The sequence below is a fragment of the Flavobacterium movens genome (genome assembly GCF_039581425.1).
Taxonomy (GTDB): Bacteria; Bacteroidota; Bacteroidia; order Flavobacteriales; family Flavobacteriaceae; genus Flavobacterium; species Flavobacterium luteolum.
The window spans coordinates 121,851-140,528 of record NZ_JBCPXY010000013.1 but is presented as its reverse complement, the minus strand read 5'-3'; the positions used below and the strand labels follow the sequence as shown (position 1 = coordinate 140,528).

The 18,678-nt window shown below is 32.6% G+C and carries 18 protein-coding genes; 7 read left to right on the top strand and 11 right to left on the bottom strand.

Features of this window, described 5'->3' with window-relative positions; genetic code table 11:
• Positions 1-497: 497 nt before the first annotated feature.
• Both AAYQ05_RS20280 and AAYQ05_RS20275 read right to left on the bottom strand, forming a co-directional pair.
• Positions 498-1,733 (bottom strand): ABC transporter permease, encoded by a 1,236-nt coding sequence (locus AAYQ05_RS20280; protein ID WP_343545096.1) that lies wholly within the window; start codon positions 1,731-1,733, stop codon positions 498-500.
• Between the two features lie 99 nt (positions 1,734-1,832).
• Positions 1,833-2,327, bottom strand: a complete 495-nt coding sequence (locus AAYQ05_RS20275) for a YkgJ family cysteine cluster protein (protein ID WP_281633983.1) — start codon at positions 2,325-2,327, stop codon at positions 1,833-1,835.
• A gap of 71 nt (positions 2,328-2,398) precedes the next feature.
• Here AAYQ05_RS20275 and AAYQ05_RS20270 point away from each other — a divergent pair, with 71 nt between their 5' ends.
• Together AAYQ05_RS20270 and AAYQ05_RS20265 are read left to right on the top strand one after the other, a co-directional pair.
• Positions 2,399-3,106 (top strand): class I SAM-dependent methyltransferase, encoded by a 708-nt coding sequence (locus AAYQ05_RS20270; RefSeq protein ID WP_343545095.1) that lies wholly within the window; start codon positions 2,399-2,401, stop codon positions 3,104-3,106.
• A gap of 16 nt (positions 3,107-3,122) precedes the next feature.
• Positions 3,123-3,668, top strand: coding sequence for a YfiT family bacillithiol transferase (locus AAYQ05_RS20265; protein WP_343545094.1), 546 nt, complete (start codon positions 3,123-3,125; stop codon positions 3,666-3,668).
• A gap of 77 nt (positions 3,669-3,745) precedes the next feature.
• On the opposite strand, the gene AAYQ05_RS20260 is transcribed toward AAYQ05_RS20265, so the two are convergent.
• The 8 genes from AAYQ05_RS20260 to AAYQ05_RS20225 form a co-directional block, all read right to left on the bottom strand.
• The gene (locus AAYQ05_RS20260) at positions 3,746-4,378 is read right to left on the bottom strand and encodes a 7-carboxy-7-deazaguanine synthase QueE (RefSeq protein ID WP_343545093.1); all 633 of its coding nucleotides are present in this window, start codon (positions 4,376-4,378) and stop codon (positions 3,746-3,748) included.
• A 101-nt stretch (positions 4,379-4,479) separates the two neighbouring features.
• Positions 4,480-6,147 carry a tetratricopeptide repeat protein gene (locus AAYQ05_RS20255; RefSeq protein ID WP_343545092.1) on the bottom strand — a complete coding sequence of 556 codons (1,668 nt, stop codon included), beginning with the start codon at positions 6,145-6,147 and terminating at the stop codon, positions 4,480-4,482.
• A gap of 16 nt (positions 6,148-6,163) precedes the next feature.
• Positions 6,164-7,087, bottom strand: coding sequence for a PstS family phosphate ABC transporter substrate-binding protein (locus AAYQ05_RS20250; RefSeq protein WP_343545091.1), 924 nt, complete (start codon positions 7,085-7,087; stop codon positions 6,164-6,166).
• Positions 7,088-7,089: 2 nt separating this feature from the next.
• A complete protein-coding gene (locus AAYQ05_RS20245; protein WP_111365906.1) occupies positions 7,090-7,320 on the bottom strand; it encodes a hypothetical protein in 231 nt (76 codons plus the stop codon).
• Positions 7,320-8,120 carry an energy transducer TonB gene (locus AAYQ05_RS20240; protein WP_343545090.1) on the bottom strand — a complete coding sequence of 267 codons (801 nt, stop codon included), beginning with the start codon at positions 8,118-8,120 and terminating at the stop codon, positions 7,320-7,322. The genes AAYQ05_RS20245 and AAYQ05_RS20240 overlap by 1 nt, the downstream gene beginning before the upstream one ends.
• 38 nt (positions 8,121-8,158) lie before the next feature.
• Positions 8,159-8,719 (bottom strand): ExbD/TolR family protein, encoded by a 561-nt coding sequence (locus AAYQ05_RS20235; protein WP_343545089.1) that lies wholly within the window; start codon positions 8,717-8,719, stop codon positions 8,159-8,161.
• A gap of 19 nt (positions 8,720-8,738) precedes the next feature.
• Positions 8,739-9,350 carry an ExbD/TolR family protein gene (locus AAYQ05_RS20230; protein WP_177211949.1) on the bottom strand — a complete coding sequence of 204 codons (612 nt, stop codon included), beginning with the start codon at positions 9,348-9,350 and terminating at the stop codon, positions 8,739-8,741.
• 44 nt (positions 9,351-9,394) lie between these two features.
• Entirely contained in the window at positions 9,395-10,219 is an 825-nt protein-coding gene (locus tag AAYQ05_RS20225; protein WP_177211948.1) for a MotA/TolQ/ExbB proton channel family protein, read from the bottom strand.
• 381 nt (positions 10,220-10,600) lie between these two features.
• Between AAYQ05_RS20225 and AAYQ05_RS20220 the strand changes: the two genes are divergently transcribed.
• Positions 10,601-12,118, top strand: coding sequence for a helicase HerA-like domain-containing protein (locus AAYQ05_RS20220; protein WP_343545088.1), 1,518 nt, complete (start codon positions 10,601-10,603; stop codon positions 12,116-12,118).
• A gap of 92 nt (positions 12,119-12,210) precedes the next feature.
• Here the strand turns inward: AAYQ05_RS20220 and AAYQ05_RS20215 are convergent, their stop codons facing one another.
• Complete coding sequence (locus tag AAYQ05_RS20215; protein WP_343545087.1) at positions 12,211-13,554, bottom strand: FAD-dependent oxidoreductase; 1,344 nt, start codon at positions 13,552-13,554, stop codon at positions 12,211-12,213.
• Positions 13,555-13,770: 216 nt separating this feature from the next.
• Here AAYQ05_RS20215 and AAYQ05_RS20210 point away from each other — a divergent pair, with 216 nt between their 5' ends.
• From AAYQ05_RS20210 to AAYQ05_RS20195, 4 genes are all read left to right on the top strand, one after another.
• The gene (locus AAYQ05_RS20210) at positions 13,771-14,364 is read left to right on the top strand and encodes a GNAT family N-acetyltransferase (protein WP_343545086.1); all 594 of its coding nucleotides are present in this window, start codon (positions 13,771-13,773) and stop codon (positions 14,362-14,364) included.
• A 61-nt stretch (positions 14,365-14,425) separates the two neighbouring features.
• A complete protein-coding gene (locus tag AAYQ05_RS20205) occupies positions 14,426-15,220 on the top strand; it encodes a helix-turn-helix domain-containing protein (RefSeq protein ID WP_343545085.1) in 795 nt (264 codons plus the stop codon).
• Between the two features lie 75 nt (positions 15,221-15,295).
• On the top strand, positions 15,296-16,804 hold the full coding sequence (locus AAYQ05_RS20200) for a serine hydrolase domain-containing protein (RefSeq protein WP_343545084.1): 1,509 nt from the start codon (positions 15,296-15,298) through the stop codon (positions 16,802-16,804).
• Between the two features lie 318 nt (positions 16,805-17,122).
• On the top strand, positions 17,123-18,571 hold the full coding sequence (locus AAYQ05_RS20195) for a serine hydrolase (RefSeq protein WP_343545083.1): 1,449 nt from the start codon (positions 17,123-17,125) through the stop codon (positions 18,569-18,571).
• Positions 18,572-18,678: the final 107 nt, after the last annotated feature.

The window sequence follows — 18,678 nt, the reverse complement described above, 5'->3', positions numbered from 1 at the left end:
GGTATTTCGATGAACGCCTTCGCTGTTGCGGGTGCAAAAGTAGAACCTTTTTCCGCTTTTCCAAGCTTTTTTACCGGTTTTTTTTGATCTTTTTTCGCCTTTTTTCCTAACGCACTGATAACAGCTTCTTTACATTTCAAAGTTTTTTCAATACCTGTAAGTTTTTACTGATTATGTTGTGATTTTCATATTCTACGCGAAGTTTTCCTTCTACATTTTACAGAGTTTTCAGGCTTCAGCTCTATTTTTATATGTTTTTTCAATTTTCAAAATACCTCTTTCTCCGAGAGCCTCTTTATGAAAACAGGTTTTATTAGCCCCGATAGGAGTGGAAATCCTTTTGTGCCGGGGTTCGGCACAAAAGATTGCAACGGATAGCGGGATTAAGCTCCTGAAAAATCATAATATTCAAATCATACTTATATATGCATACAAAAAAACAAACCTGACTGCTTCTCAAAAACTGTCGGGTTAGATATTAGGATTTTACTTTTTACTTAGTCAAAGCGAATTGCTTTTACTGGAGATATTTTGGTTATTATATAAGACGGAATTAACAACACTAAAAAACAAACTCCAATAGTAAGCAGATTTAACAACAGTATATAGATCCAATTTAGATATACTGGAGCTTGGTTTACATAATAGTTTTCAGGATTTAGCTGAATTACTCCAAACTGTTGCTGAATTAACAGAATTGAAATCCCGATCAAATTCCCCCAGAACAGTCCTCGAAGAATTAAGTAGAAAGCATTATATAAAAATATCTTACGAACCGACCAGTTATTTGCTCCCATTGATTTTAGAATTCCAATCATTTGGGTTCTTTCTAAAATAAGAACCAAGAGCGCTACTATCATATTAATAGTAGCAACCATTATCATGACTCCTAAAATGATTATGATATTAAAATCAAACAACTGAAGCCAGTCAAAAATATAACTGTATTTCTCTATAATTGTTTTCGTATCCAGGTTAGATGAAGTTGCTTCGTACACTTTATTCCCAACTGTTTTAATTTCATCAAAATCTTTGACAAAAATTTCAAATGCACCAACTTGATCTTCATTCCATTTATTGATTCTTTGGATATGTCGAATATCGCCAATAATATATGTAGCATCAAAATCTTGAAAACCAGAATTAAATATTCCCGCAATTTTAAATCTTCGGCTGTTTGGAAGTTTTCCTTGTTCCTCTTTTATAAAAAAGGTATTGAATTGATCTCCAATTTTTAAGTTCAAACGATCCGCAAGAAATCTTGAGATAATAACATCTTCGTTTAGTTCTTTTGTAAAATCAGGCAGTTTACCTTCTACGATATATTCTTTAATATTATTCCAATCGTAATCGGATCCTACTCCTTTAAATATAATTCCTTCAAACGCATTTTCTGTTCTTATAATTCCCGCTTTACTTGCCACTGCTTGAATATGGCTTACTTCTGGAACGGATTTAAAGTTAGGATAGAAATCTTGTTTTTTCGAAATTGGAACTGTCGTAACTTCCGAATTGTTATTGTCATAATTAGAAATTATAATCTGCCCATTGAAAGCCGAAACTTTGTCACGGATTTTTTTCTGCAAACCTATTCCGGTTGCTACAGAAACAATCATCATAATTATTCCGATTGCAATTGCAGAAATAGCAATTTTTATAATGGGTGCCGAAATACTGCTCTTATAATCTTTTGCAGTGATAAGTCTTTTGGCTATAAAATATTCTAAATTCAAATTATAAGTCTTCTTTGGGTTCTTTAATTATTCCTTTCTCAAAAGTACATTTTAAAAAAAGAAATTGAGACATTCTCGCAAACAATTGCCAATTTTCATTTATAGTGGTAATTTCTTTTTCATTTCTTCTACTATATTATATGCCGCTGGACAAATTTCGACGTTTTTCAAAGTCAAATTTGAAATCTGGTAAAATTTATTTCGATCTGTATGAGGAAACTCCCGACAGGCTTTTGGACGAACATCGTAAATCATACAATAGTTTTCATTATCCAAAAACGTACAAGGAACACTTTTCAAAACATAATCTTTATCCTCATCAATTCTTAAATACTGATCTATAAATTGCTGTGGCTTTTGTCTAAAATGTTTTGAAATTCGTTCGATATCTGCCAACGTAAATAGTGGTCCTGTAGTCTTACAACAATTAGCACACTTCAAACAATCCGTTCTTTTAAATTCTGCATCGTGCAGATCTTGCATAATGTAATCTAAATTTTTAGGCTGTTTCTTTTTAAGCTTATCGAAATACTTTTTATTTTCGTTATGCTTATCTTTGGCTAACTTACTTAAGTTATTTAAAATCTGTTTCAAGTTTAAAATTTAAAGTTGATGTGCAAAATTAAACAACTTTAAACTTGAAACCTTAATCTTTGAACTAAAACATGAAAGATCTTTTTGGAAAAGCAATATTTGATTTTCACACCAAAAATTCACCTGAAGACATCATTACTGAAACTTCAATTTCTGAAGAAGACGAAATGAGTGTTGAATACCTTTTTCGCACTTATAACGAAATGCCAAAAATAGAACAGAAGGCTTTACAACTGGCTAAAGGAAAAATATTAGATGTGGGATGCGGAGCTGGAAGTCATGCGTTATCACTACAAAATGAGCGCAATCTAGAAGTAACTGCTATTGACATTTCGGAAAAAGCAATTGAAACCTGTCATCTTAGAGGAATTAAAAGCGCTAAAGTTGAAAATATTTTAAACTTTGAAGGGGCAAAATTTGACACAATCTTGCTTTTAATGAATGGAACAGGTATTTTTGGTAAATTAAAAAACTGCAATTCTTACTTAACTAAATTAAAATCGCTTCTAAATCCAGGAGGCCAAATTTTAATTGACAGCTCTGATATCATTTATATGTTTGATGAAGATGAAGACGGCGGCAAATGGATTCCGTCTGAAAATGACTATTACGGCGAGCTTATTTTTAATATTAGCTATAAAGGAGAAAAAGAAGAATCTTTTGATTGGCTATATTTGGATTACAATACGCTTCAAAATGCAGCAATTGCCAATGGCTTAAATTGCGAACTTATTCTTGAAGGTGAACATTATGATTATTTAGCTAGACTTTCCATTTAAAACAAACTAAAAAACAATGAACGAACTCGATTTAGAAAAATTAAAATACCCTATCGGAAAATTTATTGAACCAGAACATTTTTCTTTGGAATATCTTTCTGAAAAAATTAGAGAGATTGAAACACTTCCAGAAAAATTAGCAAAAGAAACCATTCATTTAACCGATGAACAATTGAATACTCCTTATCGCCCGAACGGATGGACTGTGAGACAGGTTATTCATCATTGTGCTGAAAGTCATATGAATTGTTACATTCGCCTTAAATGGGCTTTGACTGAAAACAATCCTGTCATTAAACCATATGATGAAGTACTTTGGTCCGAACTAAACGACAATCTAACGATGCCTATCCAGCCAACAATAGAATTATTAAAAGGACTTCATTTTAGATTGGGTTATATTATGAAAAACTTATCTAAATCTGATTTGGAAAAAACTTTTGTACATCCTGCCGACAATTCAGAAATTAAACTCAAAAGAATGATTGGAATGTATGCTTGGCATGGAAACCATCATTTGGCTCATATTACTACATTAAAAGAATACAAAAAATGGGATTAACAAATGTTCCTTTTTTTACACAGTTACACACTCCTATGTAAACAAAAAATCTCTTCAAGTGAAGAGATTTTTCAGTTTTATGGAATATTAAGATATTTATGAGTCTGTAATGAAACTCTCCATTTTGGATTATTCATAACATAATCAACAATAAGCGGAGTCATTTCTTCTTTTTTACTCCATTCTGGCTGAAGGAACAAAATTGCATTATCGTTTACTAATTCTGCTTGTTCTTCGGCAAAAATAAAATCATGTTTATTGTAAATGATTACTTTTAGTTCGTGTGCATTATCATATACTGTTTGTGTGGGCAATTTATTCTTTTTTGGCGAAAGACAAATCCAGTCCCACGTTCCTGATAATGGAAAAGCTCCAGAAGTTTCAATATGCACTTTTAAATTTTTCTCTTTTAATTGATTTGTTAAAAATGTCATATCCCAAGACAAAGGTTCGCCTCCAGTTACAACAACTGTATCAGCGTACTTTGCAGCATTTTCAACAATTAAATCCACGCTTGTCGGCGGATGAAGCTCAGCATTCCAGCTCTCTTTCACATCACACCAATGACAACCTACATCACATCCTCCAATCCTAATAAAATAAGCAGCTCGTCCTGTATGCGAACCTTCTCCTTGAATGGTGTAGAATTCTTCCATCAAAGGAAGCATAGCTCCTTTATTTACTTCTAATTGTATTTCTTTTGGTAACATTTTAATATTTTAAGAGTGCAAAGATAGTCAATAAAATACGTAACAAAAAAACCGATAGTTTTTTTGAACTATCGGTTTTCTATTCTTTTTTAAAAACTTAATTATTTTAAAGCTTTTATAGATTGTGTAGCATATGAATTTGCAGGATCTAAAACTAAAGTTTTATTGAAATACTCAATAGCTTTAGCTTTATCTGTATTAGCATAAGCAGCACCAATACCATTGTAAGCTTCTACAAATTTCTTAGCTACAGCTGGTTTAGCAACTTCTTCTGCACCCTTTGCTGAAATTTTAGAAACATATTCTTCATAGTTTTTAATGATTAAATCATCTTTATCTAATAAAGAATTAATTCTTGCTTTGTATAAATATGCTTCATCATAACTAGGAGCTGTAGCCAAAATTTTATCAAAAACAGCATCAGCTTTCCCTAGAGCAACAGCATCACGGCTTTCTTTTGGTTTGCTAGCATTACCATAATATAAAGAGATACCATAATAAACACTGTCGTCCAAATAGTTTTTAGACTCTGGATTACTAGCACCAAGTTCGAAAATAGAAGCTGCTTGTCCATATTGTTTTTTACTAAACAATTCTTTTCCAAAATCAGCAAATTCTTCGACTACTAAAGGCTCTAATTCAATAGCTTTTTTAATATCAGCCAAACCTGAATCAAAAGAAGCTTGATCTACTGTACCATCAGCTGCAGTTCCTTTTTTAATTTTCGAAAGTCCTAAATAATAGTAGTCTCTACCAATTACTTTGTTAGATGGAGTATTGATATAATCTTGAAGAGATTTAATCGCTACATCAACATTTCCGTTCTCATAAGCTGCATATCCTAAATACCTGTAAATTCTAGGATTCACTTTATCTTGAGCAATCATTTTGTTAGCAACAGTTTCCAATTGCTTGTAATCTTTAACTAAGATCAAGAAATCAGCATGACGCATTTTAGAATCAAGAGAGTAATCTGTCAAACTTAAATATTTCTCGTAGTTTGTAATTGCGTTTTGCAAATTAACTTTAGCAGTAGAAGGTTTGTTTCTTGCCCATTTGTAATACGTTTCAGCTAACTCTCTGTAAACTGGTCCATAATTAGCATCTAAAGCGATAACTTCATTGAAAGATTTAATTGCTTCATCGTAAGATTTAGCTCCTTTCAACAAAACTCCTAATTGCATTTTAGCTCTCAACAAAGTATTATCAGCTGTAAAAGCGTCACGATATGCTTTGTAAGCATCATTTTGATTGTTTGCTCCATAATAAGCATCTCCAATTGCTAAAAGTGCTTGTGCATTTTGTGGATCAACCAATAAAGCACGTTTTAAAATATCTGTAGCGCTTTTATAATCAGGATTTTCAGAATTCATATAAGCTCTAGCGATGTAAATAAATTCATTTACATCTTTTTTCTTCATGTCTTTAGTTGCTAAAGCGAAGTTAGCTTGAGCCGCTGCTGCATTTTTTGCATCAAGATCTAACTGACCTAAACCAATATAGCTTAAGTTTTTCTTGTCTGAAGCTTGTAATCCATTATTGTAATAGATTTTTGCAGAATCAACAACAGATTGGTTTAAATAAACATTCCCTAGCACAAAATTAGCTTCACCATCTGACGGTTTTGCTTTAATAATTGATTTAAGAAGTGATTTTGCTTTATCAAATTGTTCAGCATCTATTGCCTTCTTTGCTTGGTTGATGTCTTGCGCTTTTGCTGCAGTGGCTGAGGCAACTAATGCAAGACTAAAAATTTTAAATTTATTCATCTTTATCGTAATTAATTTATTCTTTATCTTTTATAATTTCACTTCTAATTTTAAGTTTACGCCCTGGAGTTTTATACGGTAGCAATCCAGATTTTAAAACGATACGCTGTCCAATATCTCCTGCTATGAATGAAGCAAACCCCATTCCAAGCCCAGAATAACCTTGACAATTGATAATAAACAAATCACGTGCCAAAGGATATTTTCCAATTTCTAAGTCATTTTGAGTAGGACTGTAATATTCATTACTATCCAAACCTTTAACATAAAGGACATTAATCTTATTAATCGTTTCAGTCATATCAGGTGTTGGTTGATAAAACCAATTAATACCAATTACACCAATCATTCCCTCATTTTCAGAAACAAATTTGATAACTTCATTATTCGTTTTAAAAGAGAAAACTCCCGACTTAGGTATTTCACCAATCTTCGCTAAATCTTTCATGTAACGAACAGTACTCGAATTAGGATTATCGAAAACAAGACCTTTAATTTTACCATCTGGTTTTCCTTGCATAAAATCGATTACACTTTTCAACGCAATTAGAGTATCATTATTGCTTTTGTTTGAAATAAAAGCAATCGCATCGTGCGCAAAAGGAGTTACCCTAGGATTAATTTTACTTTTATCGAAACGTGCTTTTTCTTCTTTAGTTAAATCACGAGTTGTAATTACAACTTTAACTTTTTGATTTAATAAATCATTAATTACTTCAGCTTCTGATTTTGGTTTTACCGTAATTTTTGCATCATAGTAAGTACCCTCAAAAACAGCTACCTGATCATCTACAATTTGCTTTACTGTTTCATCAACCGTAATATCAAGTGATCCTTTTAAAATGGTTTCTTTATTAGTTTCATTATTGCTTTTTTGGTTGCACATGACAAACAAAAAGACAAAAACGATCAAACCTAGAGCCTTACTATATTTCAACATAATTATTCTTCCTTTGAATTAATTAATCTTAAAAATCTTATTCCCGAATATACAATCAGTAAACCTCCAAAAGCATATCTATATTTCCATTCCATGTTTAGCGGAAGTTTCTCCCAAAACATAATCATTAAACCGAGCACAAGATATATTAAAAAAAACAGTATTCCTAAAACAAGAAGAAATCGCTCTTTGAGCGATTTCTTCTGAATATTATTAAGCATATCTTTTAACATTATTCTGCAGATTGAATAGTAATAGGCAGAGAGTATAATACCCTAACTTTTTTACCATTTTGCTCGCCGGGAGTCCATTTTGGACATTTTTTAAGAACTCGAATTGCTTCTGCTCCTGTACCGTAACCGATATCTCTTAAAACTTTGATATCTGTTAACGACCCGTCTTTTTCAACTACAAACGTAACGTAAACTTTACCTTTTAAACCTTCTTCTTCTGGAGTCTTGTAATTGTTTCCTACGAATTTGTAGAATTTATCAATACCTCCTGGGAAATCTGGTTTTACTTCGATACCAGCTGTGTTATATACAGTGTTATCTTCTTGTACCACCTCTGCTACTGGTCCTTTTCCTACTGGCTCATCAACAGTTAAAACTGCGTCTGGATCTCCTTTGATAGTCTCAGCACCAACTTTTTTGTCTTTTAAATCAACAATTTTTGGTGGGTCTTCAGTTACTTCTTCTGCCTTAGCAACCACAGGTTTAACGAATTTTACCTGATCCACTTTTGGTGGCGGTGGCGGTGGCGGTGGCATGTTAGGTTTAATTTCCTCTTTTTTTGGAGGTAATTTTACCGTAGCCATCTTAACCTCTTTAACCTCTTCTTCTTCTGCAGAGTCTGGTAAGAAACTTGCAATAAGAGGAGCAGCAATAGCAGCACTAAAGATAAGAGAACCAATAACAAGTGCTTTCACAGTTGTTTTTCCGTTTGATTTTCTCAGCTCATATGCACCATATATCTTATTACGACCTTCGAATACGATATCAAGCCACTGATTTTTTATAATATCTAATTTCATACTTCTTGATTTTAAGTCGATAAAATTTAAGATTGCTCTTATTTTTTATCTATCACTTTTGTTTCTTCTGGTGTAAACTCAGGAACGATTGCATACGTTTCAACTCCAGTGATAGCCATTTCATCCAAGATATCAACCAAATTACGGTAATTTGATTTTTTCGTTGGTTTAATGATCACAATGATTCCGTTTTTAGGTTTCCCTAAAGCAGTAGAATACGCTAAAACATTTTTCTTTTGTTTTAATAATTCTCTACGGATGCCATCTTTACCATATGCAATATCTTTTGGTCCCACTTTTGGTGTTGCCAATAACCCCATATAGTAAACCATCTTATTATTCTCCCCTAACATTACTGTCATGGTACGATTTTCGTCTACTTTGGTGTCCTCAGTTTTCTTATTTGGATCATCGTCTTTATTTGGTAAAGACAAATCCATCGATTGAGGTTTTGACAACGAAGTAGTTAACATAAAGAACGTGATCAATAAGAATGCCAAATCCACCATCGCCGTTAAATCGACTTTCGAATTTTGCTTTTTACTTCTTACTTTACCACCTTTACCACCACCGCCGTCGCCGGTATTTAATTCAGCCATCTTAGTGTATATTTTTTAATTAAAAGTCTCTTCCTCTCTTACCAGTAACTAAGTTAAAGGAATTGATTTTCTGATCTTGCAAAATATCCATAATTTTTTTAATTTTTGGATATTGCTCTTTAGCATCTCCTTTAATCGCAATCTGCAATTCTTTATCATCTAAATCAATTGTAGCTCTTCTAGAAATTAGAAGCCAGTCTTTTAATTGATTATCTAACGAATCCAAAGGAATTCCAGGTTGGTTTGCTTTAGTTCTGTCTGCCGCTTTCATATCAATGATTTGCTTAAGACCTGTAATTGGCACACCAAAATCATCCATCAATGCAAATTTGGTTTTATCTTCTTCTGAAAATTCAATACCATATTTTGCACCCATACCTTCAAGAGTTCTTTTACGAACTTCTCTTCCTTTGATGTCAAAAAATACTTTCCCTTTTCCTACTGTAATAATAGCCAAATCAGTATCTGGCAATTTAGTTATAGCAACAGAAGCAGGCATATCTACAGGCAATGCCTCAGGCACTTTAGCAGTAGCGGTCAAAATAAAGAACGTTAGCAAAAGGAACGCTACATCACACATCGCAGTCATATCTGTCGATGTAGACTTTTTTTTCATTTTTATTTTAGCCATTATCTTTTATTTTATTTTTTTGATTGTAAAAAATCAAAAATTAATTATTGTCTTAAACTTCCTCTGAATTTTCTGTAAGTATTAACGATAGTAGTACCAGCCTCATCGATAGAGTAAGTTAAATCGTCAATTTTAGCAGTAAAGAAGTTGTAAGAAACAATTGCTAAGATAGAAGTAGAGATACCTGTAGCAGTGTTGATAAGTGCCTCAGAGATACCTGTTGCAAGAGCAGCTTGGTCAGGAGTACCAGCAGAAGCTAACGCACCAAACGCTTTAATCATACCAGATACAGTTCCTAATAATCCTCCTAATGTACCTAAAGATACTAAAGTAGAGATGATAGTCATGTTTTTCTCTAACATTGGCATTTCTAATGAAGTTGCTTCTTCAATTTCTTTGTGGATTACTTCTGAAGCTTCTTCGCTGTTGAATCCTTCTTTTTTAACATCTTGGTATTTTACCAAAGCAGATTTAATTGCGTTTGCAACTGAACCTTGTTGTTTGTCACATGAAGCGATAGCAGCTTCGATGTTTCCTTCTTTAATACTACCTTGAACGCTTTTCATAAATTTGTCAAGGTTAGTTTTTCCTGCAGCTTTACCGATAACAATAAATCTTTCAATAGAAAAAACAACAACCATTAAAAACATACCTAATAATACTGGTACGATGAAACCTCCTTTATATACTTGTCCTAATGTATTGATTGGATGTCCTGTTTCTGGATTACCTCCTTCGAAGTTCGCAGCATCTCCCATGATTACTTTCCAAATAAACACCCCTACTAAGATACACGCTACAATAATGATTCCTGTGATCATTCCTCCGCCATTTGAAGTGCTTTCTTTTTTAACTTTAACGTTTGCCATTTTTTTTAATTTTAATAGTTTTAAATAATTTTTATTTTTTAGTTATATTTAACTTGTAGAGGAGCAAATTTATACGTTTAGTTTAAATAAAAAAACTTTTTTTAATTTAATTGACCGAAATTTAACTTCAAATTAAAAAATATCTCATTAAATTGCCGGTATCATTTTTTAGATAAAACAAAAAAAAGGACGATAATTAGAAAAATTACAACGTTTTAGTAAATATTCAAAGATTCCTTTGATATCTTCTTAAAAAGCTGCGAATTTTTTTTTTATTAAATTTTCAATCAAAAAAAGCTTTTTCTTACTAAAAAAAACCACATAAAAAGTACCCAAAAACAAAGCAATACTCATATAACAATCTAAATTACAAATAAAAACATGAATAAAAAAGAGAATTTTATTTCAGATATAACTACAGGGTATTCTTCGAAGGGAGACAGTATTATACTTGGAGGCGCAATGCTTGACGGTGAGCCAATTGCAGAAGCCCATGTAAAAATTCCGCTAAAAACTTTAAACCGACACGGATTAATTGCTGGTGCAACTGGAACAGGAAAAACTAAAACAATTCAGGTTTTTTCTGAGCAACTTTCTAATGCAGGAATTCCTGTATTAATGATGGATATTAAAGGAGATTTTAGCGGTATAGCCAAAGAAGGTAAAGAAGAAGGTTTTATCACAGAGCGCCATGCCAAAATAAACATACCTTATAATGTAGCCGCATTTCCTGTCGAGTTGATGTCTTTATCTAAACAAAATGGTGTACGCTTGCGTGCGACAGTTTCTGAATTTGGACCTGTTTTATTCTCGCGTATTTTAGATCTGAATGACACACAGGCCGGAGTTGTAGCGGTTATCTTTAAATATTGTGATGATAACATGATGCCTCTTCTTGATTTAAAAGACATTAAAAAAGTAATCAATTATATTACAGAAGAAGGTAAAGATGAAATTGCTGCTAGTTATGGTAAAATCTCGACTGCCACAACTGGAACTATCCTTAGAAAAATTATAGAACTGGAACAGCAAGGCGGTGATTTGTTTTTTGGCGAATTGTCTTTTGAAACGGATGATTTAATGCGAATTGACGAAAACGGAAAAGGTTACGTTAATATCATCCGCTTGACGGATATCCAGGATAAACCTAAATTATTCTCAACTTTTATGCTGAGTCTTTTGGCTGAAATTTACCAGAAGATGCCCGAAAAAGGAGATGCAGACCAACCTGAATTAGTCATTTTTATTGATGAAGCACATTTAATTTTCAATGAAGCTAGCAAAGCCTTATTAGAGCAAATTGAAACAATTGTAAAATTAATTCGTTCTAAAGGTGTTGGAATTTATTTTGTAACGCAAAATCCAATGGATGTTCCAAGTGGTGTTTTGGCCCAATTGGGATTAAAGATCCAACACGCTTTGAGGGCTTTCACTGCAAATGATCGCCAGGCTATTAAAAAAACAGCAGACAACTACCCTACTTCTCCTTATTATAAAACGGATGAATTATTAACGAGTTTAGGAATTGGAGAAGCTTTGGTTACGGCGCTTAACGAAAAAGGAATTCCAACTCCTCTTGTGGCCACGATGATGCGTGCACCAATGAGTAGAATGGATGTTTTATCTCAATCTGAAATTGACGAAATAAATGGCAAATCGAAACTAGTTAAAAAATATGCTGAAGAAATCGATCGTGAAAGTGCTTTTGAAATCTTAACCAAAAAATTATCGGATGCAGCAGAAGTCGCTGCCCAACAAGAAGAACAAGCTCCTGCCAAATCATCAAAAGCAGGACCGAGTACAACAGAAGTTGTTACAAAATCTGTTTTGAAAGTCGTAACAAGCGCTACTTTTATAAGGGGTGTTTTTGGTGTGCTAACCAAAATCTTCAAAAAATAAAAAAAATTAAACCATATAAGCGATATAAGTCAATATAATACTTTCTATAAAGATTTTAAACGAACTTATATCACTTATATGGTTTAAAAATTCTATCTATTTTCTAACAATTCCAGAATCTTATTTTCTACTTCAGGCGTGTTCCATATATTTTCGATATTATCGAGTTTTAAAACCTCTTCCATAATCGCATTTTGATAATCTCCGATTGCTAAAGCTTCGGCGTACGGACGATCACTAAAAGTAACACGGCTGTAAAGCGGAATCCATTTATCTGGGTGTTTGTCTGAAAAAACTTTTTCTATTTTCTTTTGCAGCAAGAATTTTTCATCTGCCGTTTTGGTGCTCATTTCTAAGAAATTTCGATATGAAAGCTCTGCAATGGCGTCTGCATTTGGTTTTCTAGAGATCTGATATTCTGCAAATATTTTTTTCCAATCGTCTTGGTACTTTTCAATCATTTCACTCAAAACAGTGATATCTTCAAAACCAGCATTCATTCCTTGTCCGTAAAATGGAACAATCGCGTGACAGGCATCTCCAATCAAAGCAATTTTATTTTCGTAAGTCCACGGAAAACATTTCATAGTAACCAAAGTACTGGTTGGATTTTTAAAGAAATCATTTGCCAGTTCTGGAATTACTTCAATCGAGTCTGGAAAATTTTTCTCGAAGAAATCTTCGACCATTTTACGGTCTGTTAATGATTCAAAAGAGTTTTCTCCTTCAAAAGGCATAAACAAAGTACAAGTAAAACTTCCATCAAGATTTGGAAGTGCAATTAACATGTATTCGCCTCTTGGCCAAATATGAAATGAGTTTTTATCTAATTTATGTGTTCCGTCTGGATTTGCCGGAATATTTAATTCTTTATATCCCATATTCAAAAATTCCTGCGAATAATTGAACATGCTCTGACGCTGCATTCTGTGACGAATTCTAGAAAAAGCTCCATCAGCGCCAAAAACCATATCAAACTTTCTTTCTTCCCACTCGCCTCTTTCGCTTTCACCAATATGAAGTGTCGCATCGTTTAAAGTGACGTCCCAAACTTTCTGTTCAAAATGAAACTCTGCTCCAGCTTCTTCGGCAAGATCGATCATTTTTCGATTTAATTTTCCTCTTGAAATAGAATATATAGATTCGCCTTCCTGACCGTAATTCTGAAAATTTAATTTGTCTACCAAGTGAATGGCACGTTTGTCCATCGGAATTGCAATTTCTCGAACCGAATCACCAACGCCAACTGCATCCAAAGCTTTCCAGCCACGGTTGGACATTGCTAAATTAATAGAACGACCAGAAAAATTTATTTTTCGGATATCTGGACTACGATCATAAACGTGAACGCTGTGTCCAGCTTTTTTAAGATAAATTGCCAGAAGCGACCCTACAAGTCCAGAACCAACTACAGCAATTTTTAATGATGTTTGCATCGAGGGAAAATCTAATATTGGGTCGTAAAAATAACTAATAATAATACATGAGCCGTAAAATAAATGAACAAATTGTTCGTAAATAGTGATTCACAAACATTATCCTGTTTTTTGATATTTTATAAATATAACAAATTGTTATTTTATTAAATTTATTTACAGAAATTAAACATTTAATTTCGTTATTAGATTTATACAATTAGTAAAACAGAAATCATGAACATCGAAATTTTACAATCAGACATTATTTTAGAAAATGACAAAGTGCTTTTGATTCCTTTTGAAAGCGAAAGAAATATAGAACTCAAAGAAATCATTTTTGATGATGAAATCTGGAAATACATGGGAATGTATGTTCGAAATGATCAGGATTTTGAAAACTATATCCAGAATACTTTACAACAGAAAGCGGCAGGAATTTGCTATCCCTTCCTTATTATAGACAAAGCTACAAACACAGTTGCGGGAAGCACACGGTATGGCTATTTAAATAATGCGAGTCAGAAATGTGAAATTGGGTGGACTTGGTACGGAAAAGCATTTCAAGGAACAGGTTTAAACAAAGCGTGCAAATATGAGTTATTGAATTTTGGCTTTGAGAAAATTGAGTTTCGAAGAATACAATTCAGTGCCGATCTTGAAAATATAAAATCGCAAAAAGCTATTGAAAAATTGGGAGCTGTAAAAGAAGGCGTTTTTAGAAACAATTATGTCGACTCTGAAGGAAAAAGTAAAACTGATGTTTACTACAGCGTAATTTTGGAAGAATGGCAGAATACTAAACGAGATAATTTTGGAAAGTTTATCTAAACAATAATTCAGAAAACTGTACTTTAGTATGCGATTTCAAATGATGAAATCGCATACTAAAATGCAGCTATACTCCGAACATTATGTAACTCCAAAAACGGAAAGATTCATCAATAAAATCTGGTGTCTCGACAACAGCATCGGCGAAGGCCTAATCGAGAACAAACTCGTTCTTCCAAACGGCTGTTTTAATCTAGCTATTATAACTGGAAATTCTATTGAAGTTCATACGAGTAAAGCTAAATATGCAATGAACGCAGGCGTTTACTTCTGTTCGCAAATGACTAATAAAGTTTTAGTCAATATTCATCCAAAAACTAAAGTTACTATTGTTCAACTTCAAACTTGGACACTTTCTATGTTTCCGAAATACGATTTAAGCAATTTTACAGATTCGATTATTAAAATTGACACTGCAGAACTGCCTTTCAAAATTCAAATTGATGCTGATATTAAAATTGTATTAAACACTGTGAATACTTATTTTGAAACATTATCCGACTTACATTCTGAGAAAAATATAATTGAAAAAATCTGCGAAATCATAAAATTAAGAGACTTTGAAGTTTCAATTTCAGAACTTAGCAAATTATTGAATTCTTCTCAGCGATTATTGCAAATCAAATTTAAAACCGCAACCGGATTAACACTTAAAAAATATATCCAAATCTTGAAATTCAGAAAATCAGTCGATCAGATGGTAAATTCTGATTTAGAAAAACTAAAACTGACTGATATTGCACTTTACAATAAATATTTTGATCAGTCTCATTTTATCAAAAAGTTTAAAGATGTAACTAAAACCACTCCGAAAACATTCGATCCTGATTCCTATTTTCTTTCTCACAAAAGATAAGTTTTCGCATTTGTACAATTTTGTAGATTTTGATTGATTTACTTTTGCAGTACCATCAATCAAAATCAATTACAAATGAAAATCAATCAATCTTTTTTTCAGTTAAAATTTCTTTTAGTTGGAATTTTATTCGCTCAAATCCAATTTGGATTTTCTCAGGAAGCTAAAAGTTCAGCTTTATATAAAACCATTGTTTCAAAAGACAGTCTTCTTTTCAATATTGGTTTTAATACCTGCGATGTAAAACAATTTGAGAATCTTTACACGGAAGATTTTGAATTTTATCACGACAAAGACAGTATTTCTGATAAGGCTAAGTTTTTGAAAACGTTTCAAAACGGAATTTGTTCTCCAACAAGAAAATATAATTATCGCAGAGAATTAATAGACGGAAGCACAGAAATTTATCCTTTATATAAAAATGGCATTTTATATGGTGCCATTCAAATGGGAACGCATCGTTTTTACGAAAGTTCTGCTGAAAATAAAGAACAAGCTGGAAGCTTTGCCAAATTTACCCATTTATGGCTTTTAAAAAATAAAGAATGGAAATTAGCCCGATCGCTTAGTTATAATCATCAAATGACAAGTTCTACTGCTGGCATATCAAATCTTTTTGATAATGATAAGGAAACCGAAAAATGGCTGAAAGAAAATAATGTTCCCGCTTTAGGAATTGGAATTATTACAGATGGAAAACTAAAACAGATTAAAGTTTTTGGTGAACTTAAAAAAGGAGTTTCAGCACCTTACAATACGATCTGGAACGTAGCCTCATTGACAAAACCCGTAACTGCTATGACCGTTTTGAAATTAGTAAATGCAGGAAAATGGGATTTAGACGAACCTCTTTACAAATATTGGATTGATCCTGATATTGAAAAAGACCCAAATTTAAAATTACTGACTACAAGAATTGTTTTGAGCCATCAAACAGGTTTTCCAAATTGGAGATCTTTTAACGAGTCTAAAAAACTAGATTTCAAATTCAAACCTGGAACACAATACCAGTATTCTGGAGAAGGTTTTGAATATCTGCGAAAAGCATTAGAGAAAAAATTCCACAAAACATTAGATCAATTGGCTTCAGAATTAGTTTTTGAACCTTTAAAAATGACCGATTCTCAATTAATTTGGAATGATAAAATAGACCTTTCGAGATACGCCGTCAATTATGACAAAAACGGCAATGCTTATGAACCAACAAAAAATAAATCTGCAAATGCAGCAGACGATTTATTGACCACGATTGAAGATTATGGCAGATTTTTATCGAGCATCATGAACAACGAAGGATTAAGCAAAAAAGTTTCTGAAGACATGATTTCGCATCAAGTTCAGACCAAGAAGAATAAATATTTTGGTCTAGGTTTCGAAATTTACGATTTAGGAAATGGAAATTATGCTTTGTCTCATGGCGGTGCAGATCAAGGTGTCCAAACCATTTTTGTTTTGCTTCCAAAAACCAAACAAGGTTTAGTCATTTTTACCAATGTTGATGACGGTTATAAAGTTTACGAAAATATCGTGGTGCATTACTTAGGAGAAAATGGTCAGAAAATAGTTGAGATCGAAACAAAATAATTCACATACAATTGAATATCAATACAAGAACATGCTAAAGTTATTTATCCTTTTTTTATTATATATAAGTAAAGTTTTGACTAATTAATTGTGTTTAAAAATATTTGTTAGTTATGAGCATAGATCTACTTTTAAAGTAACTGGTCTGTGCTCTTACTTTTTTATATTCTGAAAAAAATAAAAAATTTGGGTTAATCTTGAAACCAAATCGCGAATCAGTCGTCTAACATTTTAGGACACCTTATTTATTTCATTTAAGAAGTTTCAATCATCAATCAAAAACGAATTTCATTAATCTAAAACCATAATCAATCCATTATGAAAAAATCAATCAAACTTATTGCACTATTTGTCGCTTTTCAGCTTTCAGCAATGAGCGTTTTCGCTCAAGATAAAGCACAACAAATTGAGCAGCTTTTAAACAAATACAACGAATACGGACAATTTAATGGTTCGGCTTTGGTGGCCGAAAACGGGAAAGTAATTTTCAAAAAAGGTTTTGGTTCTGCAAACATGGAGTGGAATATTCCGAATGAGCCTGATACTAAATTCAGATTGGGATCTATAAGCAAACAATTTACCGCTCTATTAATTGTAAAGCTGGCAGAAGAAGGAAAAATAAAACTAGATGTTCCTATTACAACTTATCTTCCTGACTATCCAAAAGAAAACGGCGACAAAATCACTATTCACCATTTACTAACACATACTTCAGGTATTCCTAATTACACAAGCGCGCCAAACTTTCTAAGAGACAAAGCAAAAAATCCATATACGCCTGAAGCCTTTGTAAAAACATTTTCTAGTCTACCGCTAGAATTTACTCCAGGCGAAAAATTCAATTACAGCAATTCGGGTTATTTTTTATTGGGTTACATTATCGAAAAAATTACAGGCAAAACGTATGAGCAGAATTTACAAGAAACAATCTTTAATCCTTTAAAAATGGTGAATTCTGGTTACGATCATAGCGATGTGATTCTAAAAAACAGAGCAGCTGGTTATGAAAAAGAAGGAAAGAAAATTGTTAATGCCTCTTATATTGACATGAGCATTCCGTATGCAGCTGGGTCTTTATACTCTACTGTAGAAGATCTAAATTTGTGGGATCAGGCGCTTTATACCAATAAAATGCTTTCTGAAAAATCGATGGAATCTTTATTCAAACCTTACATTAAAGCGTGGAATGGTTTTTACGGATACGGATGGTCAACTTATGAAGTGCCAAACGGCAACGATAAATTAACTGTTATTGAACATGGTGGCGGTATCAACGGATTTAATACTGTTATCTCTCGCATTCCAAAAGATAAAATTCTTATCGTTTTATTGAATAACACCGGCGGAACTGTTTTGGGAGAAATGAACACAGCAATTCGCAATATTTTATACAATCAGCCCTTTAATCAGCCCAAAAAATCTCTGGCTCTTGATCTATTAGATGTTTATAATGAAAAAGGAGCTATTTCAGGAACAGATACTTATAAAAAACTTAAAAATGATCCAACTTATGCCATTAAAGAGGGTGACATGAACAGAGTTGGATATCAATTATTGCAAACTGGAAAAAAGAAAGAAGCCATTGAAGTTTTCAAAATCAATGTTGAGACTTTCCCAAAATCTGGAAATGCTTATGATAGTTTAGGCGAAGCATATTTGGCTGACGGAGACAAAAAACTAGCAATGGTCAACTATAAAAAATCTGTTGAATTGGATCCTACAAATCAAGGAGGAAAAAAAGTTTTAGAAGAACTTTCTAAAAAATAGACGCATAATTATAGTTTAAATTTTTAAAAATGACTCCGAAAAAGTAGGTTTTAAATCTATTTTTTCGGAGCCGTTTTTTGTTACAACTTGGGACATTCAAATTCGGT